Annotated in this window: 21 protein-coding genes and 1 pseudogene; 7 read left to right on the top strand and 15 right to left on the bottom strand. The window is 37.5% G+C overall.

The annotated features are described in order from the left end of the window. The first annotated feature begins 38 nt into the window (after nucleotides 1-38). From GN303_RS01770 to GN303_RS01755, 4 genes are read left to right on the top strand one after another with little or no spacing between them, the layout of a single operon-like run. A complete protein-coding gene (locus GN303_RS01770; protein WP_110439411.1) occupies nucleotides 39-746 on the top strand; it encodes a YggS family pyridoxal phosphate-dependent enzyme in 708 nt (235 codons plus the stop codon). Between the two features lie 57 nt (nucleotides 747-803). Continuing rightward, nucleotides 804-2,912: a potassium transporter Kup gene (locus GN303_RS01765; protein WP_110439410.1), complete on the top strand. Its 2,109-nt coding sequence runs from the start codon at nucleotides 804-806 to the stop codon at nucleotides 2,910-2,912. Beyond that, entirely contained in the window at nucleotides 2,912-4,111 is a 1,200-nt protein-coding gene (gene hemW / locus GN303_RS01760; RefSeq protein WP_110439409.1) for a radical SAM family heme chaperone HemW, read from the top strand. Before GN303_RS01765 ends, hemW begins: the two co-directional genes overlap by 1 nt. Nucleotides 4,112-4,130: 19 nt before the next feature. Continuing rightward, a complete protein-coding gene (locus GN303_RS01755) occupies nucleotides 4,131-4,556 on the top strand; it encodes a DUF1489 family protein (RefSeq protein ID WP_110439408.1) in 426 nt (141 codons plus the stop codon). 54 nt (nucleotides 4,557-4,610) lie between these two features. On the opposite strand, the gene GN303_RS01750 is transcribed toward GN303_RS01755, so the two are convergent. Together GN303_RS01750 and metE are read right to left on the bottom strand one after the other, a co-directional pair. Further along, nucleotides 4,611-4,817 (bottom strand): hypothetical protein, encoded by a 207-nt coding sequence (locus GN303_RS01750; protein WP_110439407.1) that lies wholly within the window; start codon nucleotides 4,815-4,817, stop codon nucleotides 4,611-4,613. Nucleotides 4,818-4,999: 182 nt separating this feature from the next. Next, complete coding sequence (metE, locus tag GN303_RS01745; protein ID WP_110439406.1) at nucleotides 5,000-7,297, bottom strand: 5-methyltetrahydropteroyltriglutamate--homocysteine S-methyltransferase; 2,298 nt, start codon at nucleotides 7,295-7,297, stop codon at nucleotides 5,000-5,002. A gap of 130 nt (nucleotides 7,298-7,427) precedes the next feature. Between metE and GN303_RS01740 the strand changes: the two genes are divergently transcribed. Beyond that, entirely contained in the window at nucleotides 7,428-8,327 is a 900-nt protein-coding gene (locus GN303_RS01740; RefSeq protein WP_110439405.1) for a LysR family transcriptional regulator, read from the top strand. Between the two features lie 136 nt (nucleotides 8,328-8,463). After that, entirely contained in the window at nucleotides 8,464-9,672 is a 1,209-nt protein-coding gene (locus GN303_RS01735) for a lytic transglycosylase domain-containing protein (RefSeq protein WP_110439404.1), read from the top strand. A gap of 93 nt (nucleotides 9,673-9,765) precedes the next feature. Here the strand turns inward: GN303_RS01735 and GN303_RS08855 are convergent, their stop codons facing one another. The 8 genes from GN303_RS08855 to GN303_RS01700 form a co-directional block, all read right to left on the bottom strand. Further along, entirely contained in the window at nucleotides 9,766-9,900 is a 135-nt protein-coding gene (locus tag GN303_RS08855; RefSeq protein ID WP_231504048.1) for a hypothetical protein, read from the bottom strand. Nucleotides 9,901-10,192: 292 nt separating this feature from the next. Further along, nucleotides 10,193-10,342 (bottom strand): hypothetical protein, encoded by a 150-nt coding sequence (locus GN303_RS08805; protein WP_197037463.1) that lies wholly within the window; start codon nucleotides 10,340-10,342, stop codon nucleotides 10,193-10,195. Between the two features lie 28 nt (nucleotides 10,343-10,370). Further along, complete coding sequence (nadC, locus tag GN303_RS01725; RefSeq protein WP_110439403.1) at nucleotides 10,371-11,222, bottom strand: carboxylating nicotinate-nucleotide diphosphorylase; 852 nt, start codon at nucleotides 11,220-11,222, stop codon at nucleotides 10,371-10,373. A 57-nt stretch (nucleotides 11,223-11,279) separates the two neighbouring features. Beyond that, a complete protein-coding gene (locus GN303_RS01720; RefSeq protein WP_110439402.1) occupies nucleotides 11,280-12,800 on the bottom strand; it encodes an L-aspartate oxidase in 1,521 nt (506 codons plus the stop codon). Next, entirely contained in the window at nucleotides 12,797-13,699 is a 903-nt protein-coding gene (nadA, locus tag GN303_RS01715; RefSeq protein WP_231504072.1) for a quinolinate synthase NadA, read from the bottom strand. The genes GN303_RS01720 and nadA overlap by 4 nt, the downstream gene beginning before the upstream one ends. Before the next feature lie 132 nt (nucleotides 13,700-13,831). After that, nucleotides 13,832-14,743, bottom strand: coding sequence for an NUDIX hydrolase (locus tag GN303_RS01710; RefSeq protein ID WP_110439400.1), 912 nt, complete (start codon nucleotides 14,741-14,743; stop codon nucleotides 13,832-13,834). Between the two features lie 81 nt (nucleotides 14,744-14,824). Continuing rightward, nucleotides 14,825-16,555, bottom strand: coding sequence for a ShlB/FhaC/HecB family hemolysin secretion/activation protein (locus tag GN303_RS01705; RefSeq protein WP_110439399.1), 1,731 nt, complete (start codon nucleotides 16,553-16,555; stop codon nucleotides 14,825-14,827). A gap of 332 nt (nucleotides 16,556-16,887) precedes the next feature. Beyond that, nucleotides 16,888-17,157 carry a hypothetical protein gene (locus GN303_RS01700; protein WP_110439398.1) on the bottom strand — a complete coding sequence of 90 codons (270 nt, stop codon included), beginning with the start codon at nucleotides 17,155-17,157 and terminating at the stop codon, nucleotides 16,888-16,890. Between the two features lie 164 nt (nucleotides 17,158-17,321). Between GN303_RS01700 and GN303_RS01695 the strand changes: the two genes are divergently transcribed. After that, entirely contained in the window at nucleotides 17,322-18,071 is a 750-nt protein-coding gene (locus tag GN303_RS01695) for a helix-turn-helix domain-containing protein (protein ID WP_110439397.1), read from the top strand. 30 nt (nucleotides 18,072-18,101) lie between these two features. Here the strand turns inward: GN303_RS01695 and GN303_RS08850 are convergent. From GN303_RS08850 to leuS, 5 genes and pseudogenes are all read right to left on the bottom strand, one after another. Next, nucleotides 18,102-18,554 (bottom strand): annotated as a pseudogene (locus tag GN303_RS08850) (YdcF family protein). A gap of 487 nt (nucleotides 18,555-19,041) precedes the next feature. After that, nucleotides 19,042-19,164 carry a hypothetical protein gene (locus tag GN303_RS08875; RefSeq protein ID WP_255412383.1) on the bottom strand — a complete coding sequence of 41 codons (123 nt, stop codon included), beginning with the start codon at nucleotides 19,162-19,164 and terminating at the stop codon, nucleotides 19,042-19,044. 218 nt (nucleotides 19,165-19,382) lie between these two features. Further along, a complete protein-coding gene (holA, locus tag GN303_RS01680) occupies nucleotides 19,383-20,447 on the bottom strand; it encodes a DNA polymerase III subunit delta (protein ID WP_110439394.1) in 1,065 nt (354 codons plus the stop codon). A gap of 34 nt (nucleotides 20,448-20,481) precedes the next feature. Further along, the gene (locus GN303_RS01675) at nucleotides 20,482-21,198 is read right to left on the bottom strand and encodes a hypothetical protein (protein ID WP_110439393.1); all 717 of its coding nucleotides are present in this window, start codon (nucleotides 21,196-21,198) and stop codon (nucleotides 20,482-20,484) included. Continuing rightward, nucleotides 21,198-23,810: a leucine--tRNA ligase gene (gene leuS, locus GN303_RS01670; RefSeq protein WP_110439392.1), complete on the bottom strand. Its 2,613-nt coding sequence runs from the start codon at nucleotides 23,808-23,810 to the stop codon at nucleotides 21,198-21,200. Before leuS ends, GN303_RS01675 begins: the two co-directional genes overlap by 1 nt.

The following is a 23,810-nucleotide window of genomic DNA, read 5'->3' as shown; positions in this document are numbered from 1 at the left end:
ATGATAAAATGTATTTCTAATTTTATATAATTTATTAAATGCATGATTCAATCCAAAAAAATATAAGCCGAAATTTAAATTCTATACGGGATAAAATTCAACAGGCTGCTTGTAAAGCTGGACGTAGACCAAATGATATTCGACTTGTTGCCGTTTCAAAATTTCATCCCGTGGAATCAATATATGCAGCTTTCAATGATAAACAGTTGATATTTGGTGAAAACCGTATTCAAGAGGCAAAAAAGAAATTTGCACCCATTTTATCGGAACAGCCAGATATTAAGCTGCACATTATAGGTCCCATCCAGAGCAATAAATTATTGGATGCCGTTAAAATTGCCGATACTATTGAAACTGTTGACCGCCTGTCAATTCTCGACCCGCTTGAAAAAGCCATTCAGAAAACAGGACGGTCCCCCACTCTTTTCATCCAAATCAATACAGGAAGAGAACCGCAAAAGGCAGGAATTTTTCCCGAAGATGCGGATCATTTTATTTCATTATGCAAAAAACGGTTTGGATCATCAATTCAGGGTGTAATGGGTATTCCCCCCGTTCATGAAGACCCTGTTCCTCATTTTAGAAAACTTGCCAATTTTTCCAGAAAATTTGGTCTGAATGAAATATCAATGGGAATGTCAAATGATTTTGAAACAGCCATTGCATGTGGAGCAACGTATGTTAGGGTGGGAACTGGAATATTTGGAACACGCCCTTTAAATCCTAAAAATAATTCATTCCAATAATGAACAGCTGCAAATTTAATATTTACCGCAATTGCAACCTAGGTGGAGTAATATATCATGCTTTCTTCTCATGAGGAAAACATCAACCCTGATAATGAAGCAAACCAAGAAGAGAATGATAGCGTAAGTACGGATGATATCAATATCATCGAGGGAAAAACCCCTTCCAAAATAGAAAATGATAATGAATCTCCATCAGATACACTTTATAAACAAGATACGATTGCGGTATTACCATCACTGGATCAGGAAAACCAAGTTACAGAATTCGGAACCGATCAACCAGAACATAAAATCAGACCATTAAGTTTTGCTATTTTGTTGACTGTTCTGGGCGTTGTCTATGGTGATATCGGGACAAGCCCTATTTACGCCCTACGTTCCACAATTTTAGTTGTATCCAATCATCACAGCAATATTAAGTCCTGGGAGGTTTTCGGTGTTGTCAGCTTAATTTTCTGGGCATTAATATTAATCGTTACAATTAAATATGTAACGCTGGTTATGCGCGCTGATCATAATGGAGAGGGTGGAATCCTTGCCTTGATGTCCTTGGCTCAACGTGTATCAAAAACAACCAGAGGAAAAATATTTCTGGGAATTGTCGGTATTGCAGGAACCTGTCTTTTTTTTGGAGATGGAATGATTACCCCGGCAATTTCAGTTTTGTCAGCAATTGAAGGTCTGGAAGTTTCTCTTCCAGAGACAAAAAATTTCATCATCCCCCTTGCTCTTATAATCCTGGTTGCATTATTCAGTTTTCAAAGCAAGGGAACTGAACATATAGGTAAAATTTTCGGTCCAATCATGCTTATATGGTTTGCGACTATAGGTTTTCTGGGTGCCTATGAGGTTCTGAAATATCCCTATATCCTTTTGGCTCTTTCTCCACATCATGCGATTTTATTTATTATCCATCACGGTTGGATGGCGTTTATTGCCCTTGGATCTGTCGTTTTGGCAGTAACAGGTGCTGAAGCTTTATATGCTGATATGGGACATTTTGGAAGAAGTCCAATTCGTTACAGCTGGATCTGTTTTGTCCTTCCTTGTCTGACTTTAAATTACCTTGGACAAGGTGCCCTCATTCTTTCCAATGCCAAATTTCTGGAAAACCCGTTTTTCTATTTGGCTCCTCATTGGTTTAATATCCCTCTGGTTATCCTTTCCACATTTGCAACTGTTATCGCCAGTCAGGCCGGAATTTCAGGAGGATTTTCACTTGCACGCCAATTAACCCAACTTGGATATTTTCCAAGGCTGCGTATTCGACATACCAATGCACGAGAAGAGGGACAAATTTATATTCCTGAAGTCAATAATGCCTTAATGATAGGGTCCCTCTTATTGATTTTAAGTTTCCAATCCTCTGATGCATTGGCCGCTGCATACGGAATTGCAGTTACGGGAACCTTTACTTGTACCTCTATTCTTTCCTCTGTGGTTTTTAACCGTTCTTACAAATGGTCGATATACAAAGTCGCATGTACATTTGGAATTTTCTTTATCATTGATATCACTTTCTTTTCGGCAAATGCCCTGAAGATTCCACAAGGCGGGTGGGTCCCATTATTATTGGGAATTTGTTTGACCATCCTCATGACAACATGGAATAAAGGACGCACCCTGGTTTATAATAAACGGGCACAAAGTGCTTTACCAATCGCCTCATTTTTAAACCGCCTACCTCAATCCCATTTAACAAGGGTTCCTGGTATTGCCATTTTCATGACACCAGATCCTCTTTCTGTTCCAAGTTCCCTATTACATAACATTCGGCACAACAAAGTTTTACATGAACATGTATTTTTTGTAACTATTGAAAATCTGAAACAACCAGAGGCGGAACGTGGGCACCGTATTGCAATGCGACAACTCGCACCCAATATTTATCAAGTGATAATTCGATACGGATTTATGGAAATGCCTAATTTACCCCGCGCTCTTGAACTGATGAAAACTCAACCCAACCTGAAATTCTTTGATACTTTACAAGCTTCATATTTTACAACAAGGGAACAAATTGTAAGAGCACCTATTTCTAAAATGAGTAAATGGCGAATGAATATATTCATGTTCATGTTACGTAATGCCAGCCCGATTACCGATTTCTTAAGAATTCCCGTGGATCGGGTTGTTGAACTTTCAGTCCGTATTGCTGTTTGATGAATGAAATAAAATTATTAAATTTGGAAAAAAAGACAAGAAAACATAAGCCTGATCCCTTGGCTCTTTATATCCATTGGCCTTTTTGCCTGTCCAAATGTCCCTATTGCGATTTCAATAGCCATGTTGCCCAAATCATTCCACAGGAAACTTATGCACATGCTTTGCTTCAAGAATTACGTCATGCTATTTCAAATATTGAAAATTATAAGTTAACCTCAATTTTTTTTGGTGGTGGCACCCCCTCTTTAATGGATCCTATAACAGTGCATAAATTGATTGATTATGCCATCAAGCATTTACCTGTTACTGAGGACCTTGAAATTACCCTTGAAGCCAATCCAACCAGTGTTGAAATCCAAAAGTTAAAAGATTTTCAACAGGCAGGTGTTAACCGCATTTCCCTTGGTATCCAAAGTCTTAACCAACAAGCACTACAAAGGTTAGGTCGTCAACATGATGCAAAGCAGGCAATTGACGCCTTAACACTTGCCAAACGCCTATTTCCGAGAATTTCCTTTGATCTTATCTATGCACGTGAGGAACAAACCCTTTCCGAATGGCAGAAAGAATTAAAAATGGCACTGGATTTGGCTCATGATCATTTATCACTCTACCAGTTGACAATAGAACCAGGAACAGTTTTTGCCAAATATGAAAAACAGGGGAAATTATCTCTCCCTGATGAAAAATTAAGTAGTGAATTATTAATTGCCACGGAAGAAATGACACATCAATATGGTATGTATAATTACGAAATTTCTAATTATGCTAAAATTGGTGCGGAAAGCAGGCACAATCTTGCCTATTGGCGTTATCAAGATTATATTGGTATTGGGCCAGGAGCACACGGCAGAATTACAGAAAATGCTGTTTTATATGCTACAGAACGTAAGAAAAATCCTAAAATTTGGCTTGAATTAGTGCAAAAAAATGGTAACGCTCTAATTATCAAGGAAGCCTTGAATTCAATCGACAAAGCCCGTGAAATGATATTAATGGGATTACGTTTGAAAGAGGGTGTTGATTCTATTGCCTTTCAAAAAAAATGCAATATGACTTTAACCAATGCAATCGATATGAAAATCTTAGAAGCGCTTGTAGAAGAAGATTATATCTTGTGGGACCAAAAACGGTTGAAAACAACCCCGACAGGAAGCATGCGGTTAAATGCTATTTTAGATATCTTGGTAAAATAGGAATATTATTTTGTTACACATGATGAAGGTTGCAGTTGGTATCCAAGATATTGCGCATTTGAAAATTATTAATGAACAAATGGCCGTGAATAACAATGGAAATTCATACACTTTAACACGTTTTATGCCGAAACAGGCCGATGAAATCTTAAAAAATGGTTCCCTATACCGGGTTATTAACGGAACTTTATGTTGCCGACAGAAAATTGTTGATTTTCTTCCAGGTCAACGGGAAAACGGAAATCCCTGCATTCAAATTATTCTTGATTCAGAAATAATTCGTACCTTTTCCATTCCAATTCGCCCTTTCCAGGGATGGCGATATCTTAAAAACACTGATGCGCCTAAGGATTTGCCATTAAGCCATACAAATATATCAGCAGAATTACCTAAAAAGCTGAGAAAAGAGTTGGAAACTCTAGGATTAATTAATCCTATTAGATAGGAAATCGATAATTAACCAATATCTATAACCCTTTATGGTTTATTCTTCCGTATATTATTTCTCTTTCAAAACCTGATCAGCTTTACGATCAACGGTTTCTTCCTGTTCTTTTGTTAAATTGCCTTTATGGTATTCCTCAGACGCCCTTGCTTTGGCATTCCTTGCTCTGTTTTTTGTATCCAAGGGATATTTACGCTCATCAGGCAATGCAAATTCCTGATCTGGTAAAGATTTACGTTGTTTTGATGTTAATTTAGTCATAATTACTCCCCTCCTTAAAAAAGGAAAATAACATTGAACCATTAAATATAGTTAATCATAAAACAAAATCTATTATTATTCAATTCGCCAAAAAAATTACTTTCAATCCTTCCGATATATTTTTAGAAATATATTAAATAAAAATCAAGGACTGATCTTTTATTGATCAGTCCTTTTCGATACTATTTAATGTGTTTTTTTTTATATTCCTCTCTCAAGATCTGCGCTGCCTGTACCATATTTTTCAATGAAGGAATAACCTCTGACCATTGACGTGTTTTCAAGCCACAATCTGGATTAATCCATAACCTTTGAACAGGAATATATTTTTCAGCCTGATGAATTAAATGAACAATTGATTCTACTGTTGGAATATTGGGAGAATGAATATCATAAACACCTGGGCCGATGCTGTTTGGATATTCAAATTCCTCAAACGCTTTTAACAGCTCCATGTGAGAACGTGAGGTTTCAATTGTAATGACATCAGCATCCATCTGGGCAATAGCAGCAATAATATCATTGAATTCCGAGTAACACATATGGGTATGAATCTGCGTTTGATCCTTTACTCCATTCGCTGTTATTCTAAAAGACCGAATTGCCCAGTCCAGATATCTTTGCCATTCTGAACGACGCAGGGGTAATCCTTCCCGTAAAGCCGCCTCATCAATTTGAATAATGCGAATACCTGCCTTTTCCAAATCCAACACTTCTTGACGTATCGCCATAGCCAATTGATAACAGGTTTCCGAACGTGGTTGATCATCTCTTACAAATGACCAGTTCAACATGGTTACAGGTCCCGTCAACATGCCCTTCATCGGTTGTGCCGTTAAAGATTGGGCGTAAGTAATCCATTCAACCGTCATTGGTTCAGGACGACTAATGTCTCCAAAGATAATCGGGGGTTTTACACATCTGGAACCGTAAGATTGAACCCAACCTTGTTGGCTAAAAACATATCCTTGTAACAATTCACCAAAATATTCCACCATATCATTCCGTTCTGGCTCGCCATGAACCAAAACATCCAATCCCAGTGATTCCTGCTGTTCGACACAATAAGCAATCGCCTCTTTCATACGATTGCCATATTCATTCAAGGAAAGTTCACCCTTACGAAATTGACTTCTAATCTGGCGTATATTCTGAGTTTGTGGGAATGAACCAATTGTAGTTGTTGGCAACAATGGCAAATTCAAGATTTTTTGCTGTAATTCCATACGATCGGCATAGGCACCTTTCCGGTTTCCCAATTCCGATGTTATCGACTGACATAGTTTTTTAATTTTATCATTATGAACTCTATTTGACTGACGTCTGTTATCCAGACAAGCCTGGTTACTAGATAACGCCTCTTTTACTGACTCTCTTCCTTCATTTAGAGCCTTAGCCAAAACAGTAATTTCATCGAGTTTTTGTATCGCAAAAGAAAGCCATGAACGAATTTCCGCATCCATTTTACTTTCACGTTCCAGATCAACAGGAACATGTAATAATGAACATGAGGGGGCCAGCCACAATCGTTTTTTTAATATAGCATAGATAGGCTCTAGCCATTCAAGCGTAGCATTCAAATCCGTCTTCCAGATATTACGCCCATTAACAACTCCCAATGAAAGGACTTGTTTATCTTTTAGCTGTTTAATTATGGCAGGAATTTCATCACGCGCATTTATGGCATCAATATGAAACCCCTGCACCCCCAATTCTGGCAATAAAGCTATATTTTCTTTTAACTTTCCAAAATAGGTTGCCAACAAAATATAGATTGGTGCCTGTTTCAAAACCTTGTAGGCAGAAACAAGTGCCTTTTTCCACTCTTCTGCAAGCTCTGTCACCAAAATTGGTTCATCAAGTTGAACCCAGCTTTCCCCCTGTTCTGCCAACTCTTGCAATAATGCTTGATATTGTTCCAAAAGTGCAGGCAACAAAGCTAGTTTGTCGCTTTTATCCTGTTCTTTTCCCAACCATAAATAGGTTACTGGCCCTAACAATACAATTTTTGTTTTTAAACCTTTCTTTTTCGCTTCCTTCAATTGATCTAGTAAAATCTGGCTATTTAAAACAAACCGTGTATCCTTGGTGAATTCCGGTACAATGTAATGATAATTTGTATCAAACCATTTAGTCATCTCACCTGCCGCAACGTGACAAAGGCAAGAATTTTTTCCACCCGAACGTCCACGTGCAACCTGAAAATAATGATCTAATTTCTCCCCTTGCTGTTGTTGAATACGTGATGGAATATTACCAAAAAGAAAACTTGTATCCAAAACATGGTCATAATAGGAAAAATCCCCAACAGGAACAAGATCGAGTTTACTTTGATTCTGCCAATGACACTGCCGTAAATTTTGGGCTGTTTGTTCCAATTCACCTGAGGAAATATTTCCTTGCCAGTACGCTTCAAGCGCAAATTTCAATTCACGCTTTACACCAATTCGAGGAAATCCTAGATTATGTACTGTTACCATTTTTTATTCCTTACTTGCCTATTCAACATCAGATTTTGCTCTAAACACCCTATTCAGATAACAGCATAAAATAAAATGATATTATTTCATCGATCCATTAACTTTATTCATAGGATATAATCTTGCATTCATGATTGAAATCATTCATTTAAAAATTATTCAGGAAATCGAAACGCAAAAATCAATGACTGCCGCGGCTGTCAATTTGTGTTTGACACAATCCGCCTTAAGCCACGCCATCCGGAAACTCGAACAAAATTTGCAGGTCAGCCTATGGCGACGGGAGGGAAAATACATGCAGCTAACTCAGGCGGGACAGGAATTATTGACGCTGGCCCATCGCATATTACCTCAGATCGAACATAATGAATCAAAATTGAAACAATATGCGCAGGGGAGTATTGGCAGTCTAAAAATTGGCATGGAATGTCATCCCTGTTATCAATGGCTGCTTAAAGTTACCTCACCCTACTTGAAACAATGGCCTCAGGTTGAACTCGATGTCAAACAAAAATTTAAATTCGGTGGTTTAGGGGCGCTACTGAATTATGAAATAGACATCTTAATAACGCCTGACCCGATTATTAAGTCTGACCTCCATTTTGAACCTGTCTTTAATTATGAACAGATCTTAATTGTTGGACCTTCACATCCTTTCAGAAATTTACCTTATATCACTCCAGAACAAATGTCCTCAGAAACTCTTTTAACTTATCCTGTAGAACCAAATCGACTGGACATATATAGTCTCTTTATGGCACCAAAGGGTATAATGCCACGTCGTCATAAAACAATTGAAACAACGGATATAATTTTACAAATGGTTGAAAATAATCGAGGCGTTACGGCTCTACCACATTGGTTGGTACAGGAAAATAAAGAACGCTTTGAAATCTTTCCTGTCAAACTGGGAAAAAAAGGGATTCCAAAACAGTTATTTATTGGAATACGCAAGGCCGACCAATTAACTAATTATCTTGATGCTTTTATTCAGCTATCAAAACAAATATCCTTTCCAATGTCAACCTGAAATATTCAAAATAAACTATATAACCTCCAATTTCTGACCAAATATCATAGAATAGCTTTTAACAAAAATGATTATATCTGTTACCATCTGAAACTTAAATTTTATAGTCGGTATTTTTCAAAGAAATCAAAAAACCATGCAGGAAACAATTCGCAAAAATTTTTATGTTCCAATGCAATTTTTGCTTTTGTTTTCCCTGCTTTGCCTCTCTGCCTGTGGCGGAGGAAAGCATTCTTATAATGGAAAAGGTGGCATTTCTTCACGATATAGCAATTTCATGCCTGGCTATCCTAAAAAATGGAACCCTCCAGGCCCCCCTCTTGATCCCTGGGGTCCATATATCAATCAATCCTCACAACGTTTCAATGTTCCTGATCAATGGATACGGGCCATCATTTTACAGGAAACGAGAGGATATCAATATTATAACAAACGACCAGTCACTTCACCTCATGGAGCAAAGGGATTGATGCAAATCAAGTCAACAACTTATAAAGATTTAGCAAAACGCTATAATTTGGGAAATGACGTATATGATCCGCATGATAATATCATGGCTGGAACGGGATATATCCGCACCTTGTATAATAAATACGGTGCTCCCGGCTTTGTTGCAGCTTACCATGGTGGACCTGGAACTTTGGATGCCTATCTAAAAAGAGGAACCGCATTGCCAAAGGCAACCAAAAACTACATGATTTCCGTCACTCCCAATCTGGGAAATTCAGTACCTATGAGTGGACCTTTTGCAATTTTTGGCGGACCTTACGCCAAAAAAAATACTCGTACCCCATTACCACTCGAGGCTTATTATTCACCGAAAACCTACATCCCCGTTCAAATGGTTACAACAGCACAGGTTATGCCTTCTGAAAGTAAAAACAAACTTAAAAAATTTATTGTCAAAGATAATGAACATGCAATTGCATCAGACAATGCCAATGAACCTCCAATCATAATTGTTCCATCCAATTATCATCCTGCATATGATGCAAATATCCATAACAATTCAACTTCATCCAATGCTTATTATTCAGCAAAACCCAAAGCACCCTCTATTATTCGAACCTCCCCTAGCAGTAGACATTATTATATATCAACAAAAGGTAACTGGAATATTCAAGTTGGAGCTTTTACATCCACAGATTTAGCTAATCACGCAATTGCAATCGCAAAACAAAAAGCCGCCAGTTTACTGGTCCTGGCGTACCCAAATATTGAAACCGTTCAGAAAAACGGAAAAACATTATACCGAGCCAAATTAGGAGGATTAAGCTATGCAACAGCCTTACAAGCTTGTAATTTGCTAAAAGTAAAAAGAATGAATTGTGTTCCTGTTCAATAATACAAAATTGTAATTTTCAGTTATTTTGAATTTGTTCAATAATTTTATGGTCAATGGCAGTAGATGCATCATATATATCTTTCTATATATTTTTTATCCAATTTGCCGGCCCACCTGCATAAACACTTTTAGAGAGGGTACATTTTTAGTTACAACAGCACCGGCACCGATTATTGAAAAATCATGAATAGTAACACCAGACAAAATTGTGACATTGGAGCCATCCAAACATGTTTTCCAATCTTAACAGAAGATGGATATATCGTACCACGATCTCTTATATCCACAAACCATGATTTAATGCAGCAATCGTAACATTCATGCCTATAGCACTGTGATCACCAATAAGGATTCCTCCCCTATCCTGAAAAGAACAATTTGTATTAAAAAATATATTTTTACCAATATGAATGTTTTTACCGAAATCAGTATAAAAGGAGGAAATCAAACAAAAGATGAATCTACAGTTTTTCCTGTCAGACTACTGAAAATATCAACGATTTCTTTTTGCGTATGAAAACTATTTGTTTAATTCCATTATTATTTTTTGCGCTTCAAAGGCACATTGGTATAACAGCTGCATCAATTCTTTTTCGTTAGTGGAAATGGAACGTCCAGCCTGACAGTATGTAATGAATTCCTCCATTTGCATAAAATGATCCTTTTCCATTACTGGAAACCTTTTGTTTGTTCATCTATCACGATATAAAATCAAGTCCTATATCGAGAATAGGCGCACTATGGGTTATCCAACCTACAGAAATTAAGTCAACACCGCTTTCAGCAAATGTCCGAGCCGTATCGGGATTGATACGCCCAGAAGCTTCTGTGATGGCACGTTGATTAACAATCGCAACCGCCTCTTTTAAAGTTTCAGGATCCATATTATCTAACAAAACGGCATCAACACCCAATACCATGACTTCTTTTAATTGATCCAGCGTATCTACTTCTATTTCAATTTTAACCATATGCCCTGCATTTTTTTTAGCCTGTTCAAGCGTCTTACGTATTCCACCCGCGATTGCAATATGATTATCTTTAATCAAAACGGCATCATATAAGGCAAAACGATGATTCATTCCACCACCACACCGCACGGCATATTTTTCCATCATGCGTAAGCCTGGTGTTGTTTTTCTCGTACAAACAACTTGTGTTTTGGTTCCTTCAATAGATTTAACAATCTTATGAGTTGCCGAGGCAATTCCAGATAGATGGCTCATAAAATTCAAGGCTGTTCTCTCACCTGTCAAAATTGCACGGGATGACCCTTCAATAATTGCTATCACATCTCCCGGCTTTAATATATCTCCATCCTTTTTCTTTAAATCTACATGAACTAATGGATCAATTAAGGTAAAAGCCATTGAAGCGATATCCACTCCTGACAATATACCAGTCTCTCTTGAAACCATCGCCACTTTGGAGTGGTGATTTTCATCAATAACTGCATTAGTGGTTACATCCCCAGCCAACCCTAGATCTTCCAATAACGCATTGCGAATAATGGGTTCAATTAGGATATGGGGCAAAGCTGGAATCGTCATAGTCACCTCTATATTCTGATAAATCTATAATAAACAAATTAATTTCATATAATAACATCACAATGTCTTGGCATACTGATATGCCTGATCAAAACTGATGAAAGATCGATTGGCTTTTTCAAGCGTAGCAGGATAATCCTGTCGATAATGTGCCCCTCGAGATTCTTTCCGCAAGAACGCACTCACTGCTATCATCAGGGCAATTTGTTCTGGATTAAGGACATATTGATCATCATGTTCATTAACCAGGGTAAGAAACTGCCGAATTGCCGATCTCAAAGTATCCTCATCTCGAATGATATTTAAATCTTTCTGCATTATCTTTTTTACAAAAGGTAAACGGTCAGAAATCACAATCCCAGTTTCATCTATCTCATTATCATTACTTTGAATGGAAGGATGATTATCCAAAATTGCCTTGGCTGCCCGCATGGCCATAACTGTAGCTTCCAGCAATGAATTACTGGCCAAACGATTTGCTCCATGTAAACCCGTAGAAGCAACCTCACCCACTGCCCACAAACCTTTTATCGTTGTTTCTCCATTCAAATTTGTCTTAATGCCTCCCATATGAAAATGTTCAACGGGTTTGACAGGAATCAAATCCATTGAAGGGTCAATACCGACTTGATGACATAACTGTGCAATGGTTGGAAAACGTGTCTTGAAACCTTTGCCTAAAGCCTTTCTGGCATCAAGATAAACTTTTTTACCCTGAATAGTCTGATGATAAATTGCTCTTGCCACAACATCACGGGATGCCAATTCCTGTCCTTCTGTATTGGCCAGAAACCGTTGGTTATCACTATTAACCAAAACAGCCCCTTCCCCACGAACCGCTTCGCTGATTAAAGTCTTTGGAAAAATATTTGCATCAAGTGCGGTTGGATGAAACTGAATAAATTCCAGATCAGCTAATACAGCACCAATATCAGCCGCCAAAATCAGACCTTGACCATAATTTTGCAAAGGATTTGTACTTTCCTCAAATAACCCGCCAATACCACCGGTGGCCAACACAATAGTGGATGTCACGATTGACCTGAATTGACCTTCTATTTGGATTATTACCCCCCTTATTTTATTTTTATCCTTTAGAAGACGAACCGCAATAGTGTTTTCCATTACAGTTATTGAGGGGGTTCGCAAGACCGCCTCTGTCAACACTTTGATAATACCCCGCCCGGAAGCGTCTCCATCAATATGAAAAATTCTCCGATGACTATGTGCACCCTCTAACCCGAGCCTAGGCCTGCCATGGCGATCATGATCAAAAATAACACCATATTTCTCCAATACTTCAATTGCCTTTCTTCCATCGTCCAATATGGTAGCGACAGCTTTTTGATCACATAATCCCGCTCCAGCCCTTAAAGTATCCTCTATATGCGCGGAGCTATCTTTCTCTTCATGACTGGCCGCCGCAATTCCACCTTGCGCATAAATACTGGATGTCTCCTGTCCTATCTTTCCCTGCGTCAAAAGCAAAACCGGCAATGGCGCAAGTTGTAATGCCGTCATTAATCCAGCCAATCCACTGCCAATCACGACAACAGGTGACTGCATAATGTTTTTCATATTTCTAACATCCTTTTGATGGAAAGGCGTGCCTTATCAGCAATAGATGGATCAATCGTGATTTCATATTTATTTTCTTCCAACGACGTCAAAATATTATCCAATGTGATACGCTGCATATGAGGACATAGATTACATACACGAATAAATTTGATATCTGGATGTATTACTGCCAGATTGTCACTCATTGAACATTCAGTCAGCAAAATCACTTCATCAGATCTTTTTTGCTTGATGAAATCTGACATCTCAGCCGTAGATCCAGAAAAATCAGCCGCTTCAATCACCTTAGGAGGGGATTCAGGATGCACCAGGATTGCAGCCTCTGGATATTCAGCTTTCAACTGCTTGATTTCCTGTGGTGTAAATCGTTCATGAACTTCACAATGCCCCTTCCATGTCAGAATCTCGACGTTGGTTTGTTTTGCAACATTTTGTGCCAGATACTCATCAGGAATCATGATGACCCTCGGAACTCCAAGCGCTTCAACAACCTTTTTGGCGTTCCCTGATGTACAACAAATATCCGAAGCCGCTTTAACCGCCGCTGAAGTATTCACATACGTAATAATAGGAATACCTGGATATTTTTTACGTAATCCCATGACATCCTCTGCCGTAATAGATTCAGCCAAAGAACAACCAGCCTTCAAGTCGGGAATAAGAACTGTTTTATCAGGGTTGAGTAATTTTGTCGTTTCTGCCATAAAATGTACGCCTGCCACAACAATGACATCCGCGTCAATTTTTTCAGCCTCCCGTGCCAAAGCAAGACTATCACCAACGATATCAGCAACCGTATGGAAAATTTTGGGAATTTGATAATTATGTGCTAGAATAACCGCATTACGTTCTATTTTTAGCTGGTTAACACGTTGAATTTTTTTTGTTAAGCTCATTCGTTCCGGGGCAGCAGCAATTCTGCCCAGTTTATTTTCTAAATAATCAGGTAGTCCCTGCTGCATGTCACTCTCCTTTTATACTCAACTTGAGTATATATATGCCATTTTATCCTTAAAATACAAAGAATGTCAATTCCTTACTAATGGCAATTTTGATCCAGACATTGCTCTGGCATCAACAATTGACTTTTGGTACCTAAAAAGTTTTGCTGGTCTGCCACGATACTGGTCAGTAATATGACCAGTCTCCTCAATCAAATTCTGTTGTTCAATCATTCGCCTAAAATTAGACTTGTGCAAAGAACGCCCTATAATACGTTCAATGGTTTTTTGCAATTGCAACAAAGTGAATTCTGTCGGCATTAGTTCAAATACCAGGGCCTTGTATTTGATTTGTGCCCTTAACCGCGCAATTGCTGTAGCTAAAATCCGTCGATGATCAGCAAACATACCCTGACCAGCAAAATCTTTCCTTTCTAGATATCTATTCCCTGCTTCCGGAACCATGCCTGCCTCATATAACAATTCATAGCGCTGTAAAATAAGATCTTCATTCCAGGCATATCCATTCAGACCAAATAAGAATTCAATACGACGTTTTGTTTGTTCTGTATCTTCCGTTTTCCGGCTCTGCCATTCATATAAAGCCCCGACCATTGTTTCTCGTATATTTTTTACAGCTGGTTTTAACTCATTTTCCCATGGAAAATATTCATACCAATCATGCCATTCCGTTTCGTTTAGACTGAAATCTTGATGACGCACAAGTCCAAGATAGCTAATCGAAATGCTTCGAACTTGAGGTTGATTGTATATGCGGTCTTGATCGGCAAAAGTATAAAGTTGTTCCAAAAAACCGACAGGATAACGTGTTTGTTGATGAATCCAAGCACGTAATCCTGCTTGTAAACTTTGATGTCCCGGTTCAAAAGAACCAGATGGAAGCGTTGATCCCTTATTAATTGTCATAACATAAGGCATATAATCTATAATTGATACCAACACAGCAATCAATTCGGTCTGGGTCAAGGCTGCAGGCATATATTTCCTTTATCCATTTATCTTGTTAAATTCATTGATAATAATGATATTTTAAAGAAAATTCTTAATCTATAAAAAAATTTAAAAACTTATACCAAACGCAAAACCAGCAATCCATCCTTCTGGGGCAAGAATAGAAGGGGTAAAGGCATGCGTCACCGATGCATCCCACATAAAAATTCCATCTTTTTTTCTTAGCCCTATTCCTCCACTCCCGATATTACCGACTTTTGGCTTGTCAACATGATAAGGGGTAGCATAGACGGCTCGTGTCATTCCTGCATCCAAAGAACCGTAGAACTCTGACTTATCCAGAAAAAAATCGCAAAAAGCCTGATAGTCTCCACAGTGCATATCATCCGTTGGTAAAGTCCAAGAAAGATCATTCCGAATATAAACACCGGCATTACCAGCCAAATTCTGACGTATAAATCCCCTTACTGTATATGGTCCCCCAATCTGCATCTGCTCGTTATCATATTGACTTTTGTCGCTATATTCACCATGCACAAAAGTGTGCCAAGTCAGCGATTTTATTATAGGCTGATCTCCCTGTATATCCAGGATAAATTTAACAAATCGCGTATGTGGTGCATATTTTCCTGAATTATTTATCCAGGTCTTGGTCATTAATCCATTTAATCCAATTTTAGTTCCCAGATTAATATACCATACCCGATCCCACAATTTGGTATATTCACTTAAAGTTATATTTAACATCGACAAACGTGCGCTTTTATAATTTTCACGAATATGATTTCTATAATTCATGAAGGATTTTGTTTGATAGGAAATAATTAAAGAAGTTACACCAATTAAATCCCTGGTTAAAACCCTGGAAATTCCAACATGAAAATCCTTCTGTGTTACATCTTCACGATGCAACGCGATTTTTGGTCCATCATGATACATATCATCTGAACGCCACCATCCACACCATAATAACCATGGACCCATTGGAACGGAACCCTCCATGGAAAAAAACGAGTTATGTCCCAACCTCTGTCGATTATTTAACGAATGATCATATTCAAATGACCACATATCTAATACACCAAAAAGATCAGTAACAATAAAATTCGATCGACCTATCGTTCTGGCTGAAATGCTTTGCCCATTGTTATCCGTACTCACCTTGCCATGAATTAAACCCGCTTTTGGAGTTTTCACCTCAACAATAGAAGTATTATCCTGATGACCTTTATTGATTTTTAATGAGGTTTTCCAATTAGGTAAACGATTCATGTTATCCAGTCCCTGTTTCAAATCATTCAGATCCAAAACATTACCAGCAATCCATGGAAAAGCCGTCATTTCATGAAATCGTTCAGGAGTTCCTGTAAAATTGAAATTTTCAATCCTGCCTTCAATAATAACAATACGCAAATGACCAGAAGATAAATCTTGTTGTGGCAGGTATGCCCTTGTCGTCAAAAAATTGGTTTTAAGATAAGCCTGATTTAAAATATTTAGGATTGTATTTATATCCGAAACAGTTAAACAACGATGATTCCATTTTTTAATGATATGGTCTATTTTTTCTTTTGAAAGACTGTACGGATTTTCAATATCAATATTATTGATTTTTACACAATCCTTGATCTGAGGCATGAATTTCTCGCCCTGATTAACAGAAATATCGTTGGATAAAGGCAATTCCATATCCATTAATTCCTGCCTTTGACGATATCCTTGATATTGCAATGAATTATAATACTGGTTATTACCAAAACCGTAAGCCTTGTTATGTAAGCATAAAAAGCTTAAGCAATAGATCAATATAGCGTTAAAAACTAACGATCGTCTATTCATTAAAATATTCACTCAATAATTTCAGGCATTTAATTATTATTTAACAAAAGTAAATAAACTAATTGAGGCAATAATTATAAGAGTGAAATACATAAATAATAAATTATATTCAATATAATTATTATCAATAATAAAAAAAAATTAAAATATAAATTATTTGTTTATTATAATTAATAATTCTTTAATAAAAAGAATAGATTACTATATTAAAATAATAGTATATATAAATTTTCAATAAACCTTTTATATATACTATTTCAACCAACGAATGATATAAGATTTTGATATAAAACAGCTATACATACAAATAATGTTTATTTGAATATTATAATTTATTCACCAATCGTTGAGGCACAATAAACCTGTGTCTTAGGACGATTATTTGTATAAGCATCAGCCTCATAAATAGCCTGATTATTACAAAAAGATATATTTTTAAAATGAATATATAATGGTGAGGATCCTAACATTAATTCAATCCATAGCTCTTTTTGCAATTCGTTAATATCCTCATCAATATACGGAACAATTGCCAAACGGTTATTTTTTTGGAAAGGGTCAAAATCAATACATACTTTTTTTAAAAATAATTTTTCAGTCATTTTATATCCTTTTATAATTATATTTCTTTTAAATTATTAATATATTTATAATTATCATTATTACAAAACATTAAATAGTAAATATAGTAATTAATACAAATAAAATTGTTTTTTACAATAAAAAAAGTAGAGATTTTTAGAGAAAAATAAATAAATTGATCTTTATGATCAATTATAATGAAAAACGATACAAAAATATTATAGGTAAAAATGTAGAACGGTATCGTTTGAAAAACAGCTATACACAAGAAAACCTAGCTGATATTGTAGGATGTAAACAGCAAACAATTAACAGTATTGAAAAAGGCAGAATTAAACGCAGCAAATATCTGCCATATATCGCCAGCGCATTGGGCGTAAATATAGCTGACCTGGATCCTGATCTTAACAAAGATCAAAATAAAAGAGCCTTTGAATTGACCCATTCCAACAATCACAAGGAAAATATCAATAGCGATATAAATACGGTAAATATTCATGATGTCATAAATGAACATAAATCGACATCAAATTATTTGAAAAAAATAAACAGTGACATTCCTATATTCGCCACCATCAAGGAACTTGACAATTATTTCTTAATTACAAATACACCTGTAGAATATATTCCACGACCTCATCTGGTTAACCTTGAAAAAGATGCATTTGGAATTATAATCGGCAATCATGCTATGTACCCCCTATTCCGTGTTGGCGATGTAATTGTTATTCATCCACGGAAAACAGTAAAAGAACATGATGTCTGCATTTTTATTGGCTATGAAAATGGATTAATGATTTACACTATTGGAGAGTTAATTCACGAGGATGCGTTATCATGGACGGTAAGACAATACAAGCTCTATTGTAATTTTTCCCTTCCGAAAACGGTTTGGAAGAAATGTAATGCAATTATTATAAAAATTTTCAGATGATCATTATTGCCTACCCGCAATTTTCAAAAATTATTTTAATTTTAACCAGTAAAACAAATAGGCTACTATCTCTCTATTCAAAGAAAAAATATCCCGCCATGAATTATAACGCGGAGCAGATTGACCTTTCAATGGCATGCCCGCCTGTTTAAAAGCCAGTTGTATTCTGGGTAGATGATAATACTGAGATATTGCAATAACTGACTTAAAATGTTGCTTAGTGCATAATTCAACCACATTTTTGACAGTTGCTCTTGTATTAACCCCTTTTTCATCAAGAATAACCGCTTCACGGGGTATATTCTAGGTAAGTAAGTAATCGGCCATAACCTTAGCCTCATTATATCCTTCTTTTCCCAATCCCCCGCTAACAAAAATTAAAGAGGCCACATGTTTACGATATACAAACACCGTCTCATCTAAACGTGCTTTCAATCCAGCACTTGGAGTACCATCCTCATTAATTTTGGTACCAAAAACCACAAGTAAATCAGCATTGTCAATCTTTTTGCGACTACCCAAAAAAACAATAGCTATTATTATAGTTATATAAAAAAATAAGATTATTAAAAACGTTCTGTAATTTAGTAGCATAATATAAATTTATTGATTTCAAACTATTACATTATACGTTAATTCCATTTAAATATTAAGAAAATCTTTTTTGATCCAGATAAGAACAGATTCCTTTAAAAATATAATAACCGGCTGTCATTAGGCAACAAATAATTATTATCATCAAACTAATCTTGCCAATTTTATTTAACCAAAAAATATTCAAGGATATAAATTCCCATTCTATCCAACTGAACGTTCTGAATCAGTTAAGATAATTTGTACCCACTTTCCTTGAATTTGTACCCACTTTTTATCGCATAATCTGTCATGAACTGACAAGAATATGATAGGTAAATATGGATTTTTTAGGAAAAACAAGGGATTTGTCAGGAATTGGCAACATCTGGCATATTCAAATGGTGTCCGCGGCGGGATTCGAACCCACGGCCCCAGGATTCATCTCACCACGATTTTCATCGCCATTGATTGTGAAATTGACAATCAATGTTTGTAAGCTGGACTGTCTCTTTACCATAGAAATATTTCCGTAGGTACCACCCGTACAGTCTCTACACCTTTCTGTTAAATTCAAAACAGACTTGGCTCGGGATTGGCATGACCGTTCTTGATCGAAGCGTTCCCCGAATTAGAGTGGATTCACCTTACTGTTTCCAAATAAGATGCCCAATATTTAGGAATCCTGTGCTCTATCCTGCTGAGCTACGCAGACACTATGCCTCTTTTACCCTGTCTTTATATATTTGAAAAGAGTTCCTTTAAATTCATTACCATTTTTTTATCCTTAACCATCTGGGCAATCATCAACATAAACTGTCGACATAATGTTTCACCCGGCACAGCAGTTTGCTTGCTTAAAAGTTCCAGATACTGAACTTGTCTGGCAAGATCCAATAATCGTTCTTTATTCCAATAGGTCATTGCCCTTTGAAAATCATTGGCACGCTTGAAAAAAATTGGTGGATTTAATTTTCCCATTGCAGATTTCAGGGGCAATCCATCTTCTTCCATCATAATCCTAACCTGCATCATACGATCATTTAAATATAAAATTCCACGAATAAGCGCAATCAAGGTAATCCCTTCCTTAAGTCCCCGATTTAACGTACGATCTGCAACAATTGTTTGCCCTGTCATAACCGCATATAAAATATCCTCTACAGAATATTCATTACTATCCCCCAAGACCTGTTCAACAGCTTCAATTGTAATTTCTGCCTCATCTCCAACAAAAAGTAATAGTTTTTCTATCTCATTACGAATAAGAATTCGATCTCCACCTAACATTGCCAATAAATATCGGAATGCATCCGGGGAAATCTTCTTTTTCCCCAATAGTGAATGAACAGTTTCTTCCAGTGAGCGCCCAGTCTCTGCATAACACGCAATTGCCGCCATTAATGGATGTTTTTCAGCCAAGATCCGCAAGGGAGAACGAGTGGAAAGACTGCCCGCTTCAATAACAATCACTGAGTCCAAATGAGATAAATTTTCTTTGTTCAAATAAGAAGCGCAAAAAATTTCAAGTTTTTTAGCTAAATTATCCGATGCATCTCTTACCCATACAGCACGTTGCCCACCCATCAAAGATAAGGCTGTCGCCTCTTCAACCAAACGGTCATGATTTTCCTTATCCAAAACAGCAACAAGAAAAGGATCGTTCAAACTATTGGCAATTTTTTTTACCAAGCGGCTGGCACGTTCTCGTACCAATCCTGTATTTTCTCCATAAATCAGATATACACGAAATTGATTGATATCTTGAAAAATACTTGTAATTTTTCGTGCATCGATTTTCATGAAATATTGATACCCTTATTTCATCTTTTATCCATTACTTATCTGAAGGCATTTCATCTTCTGTCATGTTATCCATTCCAACAGGAATCATGGTATTTCGACCGGTAGCCATTGCTGGCATTCCATCACTTCCCGCTGATTGAGTCTGTGCTCCGCTTGTTCCAGGCATCATGCTTGGTAACATATACTGCGCCTTGGGTGTATTCGGAACTTTACTTGTTTCTTGAAAAGAATCATTATGCCTGAACCAGACAGCAACTTGTTGTGTAACTTCATTCGCCAAATTCTGAGCAACACGAGTTTGCGCGTTTTCGTCATTCAACGTCTGAGCAAAATATTGTTCAAAAGTAATATTATAACCATCCATTGTCTGCGCATCACCCTGTGCCAAAATGACTGGATTAACAGATATGGTTTTCAATATCCAATGCGCATTCCCGGTCATTCTTGCCCGACCCGAAGAATTGTCATAATGAATATCAATCGCTTCTTCACTTAAAGACGGGGTTACATCTAACTCATATGTTTTTGGATCTTCAGGCCCATCCCCTGCCATATTCTGTTGTAAAAACTGCCGAATTTGCTGACCAAAACGATCATTCAAAACAGGAATATAAACTTTTTTCAATTCCTTATTGGTATCCAATGTAGCCGTTTTTTTATAGACAGGATGAAAACCACATCCTGCCAATAAAATTGCAAACCACAAGGGAACACTGGATTTTTTAAGGAATATAGTTAATGATTTCATCAGTTTACCACAAAATTAACGATTTTATTAGGCACATAAATTGTCTTTAAAACCGTTTTTCCTTCCAAAAATTTAGAAACTGTTTTCTCCCGCTGTGCCAATTGGATTATCTTTTCTTTTTCCATATCCGGAGCAACCTCAATCGTTCCCCGTAACTTGCCCTTTATTTGCACAGCAATAACCACTTTTGTCGCGGTTAACAAAGCTTCATCCGCTTTAGGCCATTCACTTTCAGCCAACAATTTGTGATCTTCAAAAAGATGAGACATCATTTCTTCCGCCATATGCGGAATTAACGGACTGGAAAGTCGACTTAACATCATGGCAGCTTCACGACGGGCAAAATCCATTCCCGGTTCACCCGATTTTTTTTCTGCATCAGCCAGAGCATTGGTTAATTCGCGCAATCTTGCAATCGCAACATTCATAGCAAAATTATCCAATGATTCTGTTACCGCAACAATAGTGTGATGGGCCAAGCGTCGCAATTGATCCGCATTTTCCGAAAATGTATCAGGCAAAACAACCAGCACTGGAACCTGTTGCGATACCGTTACAACCAAACGGTATAAACGTTGCAGGTAACGGGAAGTAGCCATTACCCCTTCCTCTGTCCATTCCATGTCCCTTTCGGGAGGATTATCTGACAATATGAACCAACGTGCCGTATCAGCACCAAAACGTTCAATAATTGCAGATGGTGGAATCGTGTTTTTCTTGGACTTTGACATTTTTTCAACACGACCAATCTTAACAGTTTCACCGGTATCACGTAAAACAGCTTTATTCCCTGTTTTTTTTACTTCGTCAGGAAAAATCCACTCGCCTTGTGCATCTTGATAACTTTCATGCATCACCATACCCTGAGTAAATAAAGCTTTAAAAGGCTCATCAACACTTACATACCCCATTTGCTTCATGGCTCGTGTAAAGAAACGCGCATATAGCAAATGTAATATCGCATGCTCAATTCCACCAATATACTGATCTACCGGCATCCAACGATGAACAGCCTCCTTTTCTGTCGGGGTTTCGGCATAAGGTGCTGTAAATCGTGCAAAATACCAGGAACTATCTACAAATGTATCGCATGTATCGGTTTCTCTCTGAGCAGCTCCATGACAATGGGGACATTCAACATGTTTCCAGCTTGGATGATTATCCAACGGATTTCCGGATAAAGAGAAATCAACATCCTCTGGTAACTGAACCGGCAACTGGCCTTCAGGAACAGGGACTATTCCGCATTTTGGACAATGAATAACAGGTATTGGACAACCCCAATAACGCTGACGGGAAATTCCCCAATCCCTTAAACGCCAGTTCACCACTTTTTCACCAATGCCCAATTTTTCCAATTCCGCTATTGCCACATCCTTGGCTTTGACTGTTGGCAATCCATCCAAGAAGCCAGAATTTACAGCAATTCCCTGATCTGTATATGCAGTCTCGGTAACTTTAAAGGTTTCAGAAGTTTCTCCTTTAGGAACAACAACTGTCTTGAAATCAATTTTATATTTGCGTGCAAAATCCAAATCCCGCTGATCACCACAGGGACACGCAAATATTGCACCCGTTCCATAGTCCATCAATACGAAATTGGCAATCCAGATTGGAAATTCCTGATCAGGCATAAAAGGGTGCCGAATTTTCAGGCCAGTATCGACCCCTCTTTTTTCAGCTTTCTCAATCGCCTCTTCTGAAGTGCCCAACTGATGACATTCGGCTATGAAATCAGCCACTTCGCGATTTGTCTTTGCCAATTTAGCCGCCATCGGGTGATCAGGTGAAATAGCAACGAATGCCATACCAAACAGGGTATCCGGACGGGTTGTAAATATTTCCAAAACGTTCAAACTAGATTCAAAATCTGCTGGCAAATTCAGAACCTCAAAACGCACTTTTGCCCCTTCGGATCTTCCCAGCCACCGCTCTTGCATCGCTTTCACACGATCAGGCCAGTCATTTAGTGTATTCAATCCATCTAATAAAGGCTGTGCAAAATCCGTAATTTTCAAAAACCACTGGAAAAGCTGTTTTTTTACAATTGGAGCTCCAGAACGCCATCCCTTGCCATCAATTACCTGTTCGTTAGCCAACACAGTTTGATCAACAGGATCCCAATTCACCCAACTTTCGCGACGCTCAACCAGGCCTTCTTCCAGCAAGCTTAAAAACAATTTTTGTTGCTGACCATAATATTCGGGCTGACACGTAGCAAATTCTCTGTCCCAGTTTAGGGAGAAGCCCAATCTTTTGAGTTCTTCCCGCATGGCGGCAATATTTTCCATAGTCCATTTAACAGGAGAAACACCGTGGCTTTTGGCAGCATTTTCAGCTGGAAGACCAAAAGCATCCCATCCCATAGGATGTAATACGCTATAGCCCCTTGCCCGCTTGTATCGAGCGACAACATCCCCCAATGTATAATTTCTTACATGCCCCATATGCAACTGTCCAGATGGATATGGAAACATTTCCAAGACATAATATTTTGGCAATTCAGAATTAGGTACATTGGGTACATCAAACAAATGACGTTTTGCCCATTGCTGTTGCCAATAAAATTCTACACGTTGAAAATCATACGATGATGGAGTGGAATTATTCAT

It is taken from the genome of Commensalibacter melissae (assembly GCF_009734185.1).
Classification (GTDB): domain Bacteria; phylum Pseudomonadota; class Alphaproteobacteria; order Acetobacterales; family Acetobacteraceae; genus Commensalibacter; species Commensalibacter melissae.
This window is presented reverse-complemented; position numbering and strand designations above follow the sequence as displayed.

Coding starts and splice junctions, on each gene's coding strand:
- holA (WP_110439394.1), bottom strand. CDS start 20,447: ATGAAAATCGATGCACGAAAAATTACAAGTATTTTTCAAGATATCAAT.
- GN303_RS01765 (WP_110439410.1), top strand. CDS start 804: ATGCTTTCTTCTCATGAGGAAAACATCAACCCTGATAATGAAGCAAAC.
- GN303_RS08875 (WP_255412383.1), bottom strand. CDS start 19,164: ATGGTAAAGAGACAGTCCAGCTTACAAACATTGATTGTCAATTTCACA.
- GN303_RS01720 (WP_110439402.1), bottom strand. CDS start 12,800: ATGAAAAACATTATGCAGTCACCTGTTGTCGTGATTGGCAGTGGATTG.
- metE (WP_110439406.1), bottom strand. CDS start 7,297: ATGGTAACAGTACATAATCTAGGATTTCCTCGAATTGGTGTAAAGCGT.
- GN303_RS08805 (WP_197037463.1), bottom strand. CDS start 10,342: ATGGAAAAGGATCATTTTATGCAAATGGAGGAATTCATTACATACTGT.
- GN303_RS01700 (WP_110439398.1), bottom strand. CDS start 17,157: ATGACTGAAAAATTATTTTTAAAAAAAGTATGTATTGATTTTGACCCT.
- GN303_RS01770 (WP_110439411.1), top strand. CDS start 39: ATGCATGATTCAATCCAAAAAAATATAAGCCGAAATTTAAATTCTATA.
- nadA (WP_231504072.1), bottom strand. CDS start 13,699: ATGAGCTTAACAAAAAAAATTCAACGTGTTAACCAGCTAAAAATAGAA.
- GN303_RS01735 (WP_110439404.1), top strand. CDS start 8,464: ATGCAGGAAACAATTCGCAAAAATTTTTATGTTCCAATGCAATTTTTG.
- GN303_RS01740 (WP_110439405.1), top strand. CDS start 7,428: ATGATTGAAATCATTCATTTAAAAATTATTCAGGAAATCGAAACGCAA.
- leuS (WP_110439392.1), bottom strand. CDS start 23,810: ATGAATAATTCCACTCCATCATCGTATGATTTTCAACGTGTAGAATTT.
- nadC (WP_110439403.1), bottom strand. CDS start 11,222: ATGACGATTCCAGCTTTGCCCCATATCCTAATTGAACCCATTATTCGC.
- GN303_RS01750 (WP_110439407.1), bottom strand. CDS start 4,817: ATGACTAAATTAACATCAAAACAACGTAAATCTTTACCAGATCAGGAA.
- GN303_RS01755 (WP_110439408.1), top strand. CDS start 4,131: ATGATGAAGGTTGCAGTTGGTATCCAAGATATTGCGCATTTGAAAATT.
- GN303_RS01675 (WP_110439393.1), bottom strand. CDS start 21,198: ATGAAATCATTAACTATATTCCTTAAAAAATCCAGTGTTCCCTTGTGG.
- GN303_RS01705 (WP_110439399.1), bottom strand. CDS start 16,555: ATGAATAGACGATCGTTAGTTTTTAACGCTATATTGATCTATTGCTTA.
- GN303_RS01695 (WP_110439397.1), top strand. CDS start 17,322: ATGATCAATTATAATGAAAAACGATACAAAAATATTATAGGTAAAAAT.
- hemW (WP_110439409.1), top strand. CDS start 2,912: ATGAATGAAATAAAATTATTAAATTTGGAAAAAAAGACAAGAAAACAT.
- GN303_RS01710 (WP_110439400.1), bottom strand. CDS start 14,743: ATGCCTGCAGCCTTGACCCAGACCGAATTGATTGCTGTGTTGGTATCA.